Below are 3,279 nucleotides of genomic sequence, written 5' to 3'. Positions count from 1 at the left end.
GCCCGGACGGGGGTCCCGTCCGGGCCGGTCCGCGCGGCGCCCGGGGGTCAGGCCTTCTCGTCGGCCAGCTCCTCGGCGCCCTTGCGCGTCTCCGTGTACCGGGAGACCGTCCCGGTGAGCTTGCGGGACAGCTCCTGGGGCGTCAGCCCCTGTGCCCGGAGGATGTCGTCGCGCTTGGCGTGGTCCAGGAACTCCTGGGCGATGCCGAACGTGCGCACCGGCACGTCCACGTCGTGGTCGCGCAGCAGGCGCGCCACCGCGTCACCCACGGCGCCCGTGCGGCCGTTGTCCTCGATGACGGCCACGACGCTGTGCTCGGCGGCCTCGCCGACCAGGGCCTCGTCCAGCGGCTTGACCCACAGCGGGTCGACGACGGTGACGCCGATGCCCTGGACGGCCATCCGGTCGGCGACCTCGCAGGCGACCTGGGCCATGGTGCCCACGCCGACGATGAGCAGGTCCTTGGCGTGGCCGTCGTCGGCGGCGCGGCGGAGCAGGTCCATGGAGCCGATCCGGCCGACCGCGTCCACCTGCTCGGCCACGGCGCCCTTGGGGTAACGCACGACGGTGGGGGCGTCGTCGACGGCGACCGCCTCGTTGAGCAGGAGGCGGAGGCGCTCGGCGTCGCGGGGGGCGGCCAGGCGGAGTCCGGGGACCACCTGGAGGATGGACATGTCCCACATGCCGTTGTGGCTGGCGCCGTCGTTGCCGGTGATCCCGGCGCGGTCCAGGCAGAAGGTGACGCCCTGGCGGTGCAGGGCGGCGTCCATGAGCACCTGGTCGAAGCAGCGGTTGAGGAAGGTCGCGTAGACCGCGACCACCGGGTGCAGGCCGTTCATGGCCATGCCCGTGGCCGCGGTGGCGGCGTGCTGCTCGGCGATGCCGACGTCGAAGATGCGGTCCGGGTAGGCGTCCGCGAACTTGTTGAGACCGGTGGGGTGGAGCATGGCGGCGGTGATGGCCACCACGTCCTCGCGCTCCGCGCCGATCTCCACCATGGCGTCGGCGAAGACCGAGGTCCACTTGACGGCCTTCGACCCGGGCTTGGCCAGGCCGGTGGCGACGTCGAAGGGGCCCGGGGCGTGGAACTGGTCCTCGTCGTGGTTCTCAGCCGGGGCGTAGCCCTTGCCCTTCTGGGTGATGCAGTGCACGATGACCGGGCCGCCGAAGTCGCGGGCGCGGCGCAGGGCCTTCTCCAGGCCCTGCTCGTCGTGGCCGTCGATGGGGCCGAGGTACTTGAGCCCCAGGTCCTCGAACATCATCTGCGGCTGGATGGCGTCCTTGATGCCCTTCTTGAGGCCGTGCAGGGCCTCGTAGATGGGCTGGCCCACGACCGGGGTGCGGTTGAGGGTGGTCTTGGCCAGGTCCAGGGCCTGCTCGTAGCCGGGGGCCATGCGCAGTGAGGCGAGGTGGTCGGCGAGCCCGCCCCTGGTCGGCGAGTAGGAGCGGCCGTTGTCGTTGACGACGATGACGAGGCGGCGGTCCTTGCGCTCGGCGATGTTGTTGAGCGCCTCCCAGGCCATGCCGCCGGTGAGGGCGCCGTCGCCGATGACCGCGACCACGGTGCGGTCCCTGCGGCCCCGCACCTCGTTGGCCTTGGCCATGCCGTCGGCGTAGGAGAGCGCGGTGGACGCGTGCGAGTTCTCGACGAAGTCGTGCTCGGACTCCGCACGGGAGGGGTAGCCGGAGAGCCCGCCCTCCGACTTGAGGTCGGAGAAGTCGTGCCTGCCGGTGAGGACCTTGTGCGCGTAGGCCTGGTGGCCCGTGTCGAACAGGATGGGGTCCTTCGGCGAGTCGAAGACCCTGTGCAGGGCGATGGTCAGCTCGACCACCCCGAGGCTGGGACCGAGGTGCCCGCCGGTCTGGGAGCAGGAGTCGACCAGGAAGTCCCGGATCTCCTGTGCCAGCGTCGGGAGCTGGTCGGCCGGAAGCTTCTTGAGAGCTTCCGGATTGTGTATCGACTCGAACAGTGCCACTGTCTCGTCAGTCCCCTCGTCCAGCGTGTCCGTTGAGTGTGCCAGCCCGGGCCCCTGACGTGGGCCGGTTTTGGCTACCGGCAGGTATACATACCCGAGTTTATGGGTGTGCGTCCACGGGTCCTACCCAGCCCTGCGACGGCTACGACCCCGGAGGCGGCCCGCGCGCGGCGGACCCCCCGCCAGGCGGCCGGAGCCGCGCGGAACGCCCCGCGTATCGCGGGTTTTGGCGTACATTACTCGGTTTCGGGAACGGAGTTGTCCCAGTTGCCCGGGCCGGGGGTGCCCGAGGGCGCTCCGGGGAGGCCGGGGCTCCCCGGGTCCGCCCCGCGCGTCCCGGCGGCCCCGGACGTGTCCGGGGTCACCCGAGGACGGCCTGTGCGAGCAGGCCGGCGGCGGAGGCGCCCACCACGCACAGCATCGCCACGCGCAGCCGCCCCGCGTCGAAGCGGCGGCGCAGGAGGTTGCCGAGCAGGAACCCGAGGACGACGAAGGGGACGGCGGCAGCACCGACCACGGCGGTGCGGACGTCCATCTGGCCGCCCGCGGTGAGCGCCGCCAGGGAGAACGCGCCGCCGAACAGGAAGAACGCGGCGAGGGTCGCCCGCACCCGCGAGGGCTCCTCGTGCTGGTAGAGCAGGGCCATCGGCGGTCCGCCCACCGAGGTGGCGGTGCCCGCGAAGCCGGACAGGGCCCCCGCGGCCACGAGCGACCCCGGGGTGATGCGCACGCGCAGGGACAGGACCGAGAGGGCGACGGCGACGAGCACCATGACGCCGACGGCGCCGGCGAGGGCGCGGGGTTCCAGGACGGCGACCACCCACACCCCCAGCACGGTCCCGGGCACGCGCGCGGGAAGGCCCCACGCGAGCCCCCGCCAGTCCACGTGCCGCCACTCCTGGAAGAGGGTCAGGACGGGCAGGACGATGACCGTCACCAGCAGGCTCCCCGGCATCAGCGTGGGGTCGAGGAAGGAGATGACGGGCGCGGCGACCAGGCCGAGTCCGAGGCCGACGGCGCTCTGGACCGCCGCCCCGAGCACGATCGCGACGACGCACACGAGGACGAACGCCCACAGGTCCGACTCCCCGAGGAGGCCGTGGCCGGTCGGTGAGAAGTACTCCGCGAGCGCCGGGGCGGCGGCCGGGTGGATCGGGAGGGCGGACGGGGGCGGGACTGCGGAGATATCTGCGGGCACGCCGTGGGACGTTACATCTCACTCATCCCTACCGGGATTAGGAGATAGGAGCATGGGATGACCGAATCGGGTGCGCGTCCGCGACCCGGCGGACGGCGGGGGCCC

At 72.5% G+C, this 3,279-nt stretch carries 2 protein-coding genes; both read right to left on the bottom strand.

All coding sequences use genetic code 11. The features are described 5' to 3' along the window. Positions 1–47 precede the first annotated feature (47 nt). A complete protein-coding gene (dxs, locus tag ACWGL3_RS31755; protein WP_267949165.1) occupies positions 48–1,976 on the bottom strand; it encodes a 1-deoxy-D-xylulose-5-phosphate synthase in 1,929 nt (642 codons plus the stop codon). 361 nt (positions 1,977–2,337) lie between these two features. Beyond that, complete coding sequence (locus ACWGL3_RS31750) at positions 2,338–3,129, bottom strand: sulfite exporter TauE/SafE family protein (RefSeq protein ID WP_267950329.1); 792 nt, start codon at positions 3,127–3,129, stop codon at positions 2,338–2,340. Positions 3,130–3,279: the final 150 nt, after the last annotated feature.

It is taken from the genome of Nocardiopsis sp. NPDC055824, from assembly GCF_053616335.1.
Note: the sequence above shows the minus strand (reverse complement) of the source record. Positions and strands in the feature narration are given on the sequence as shown.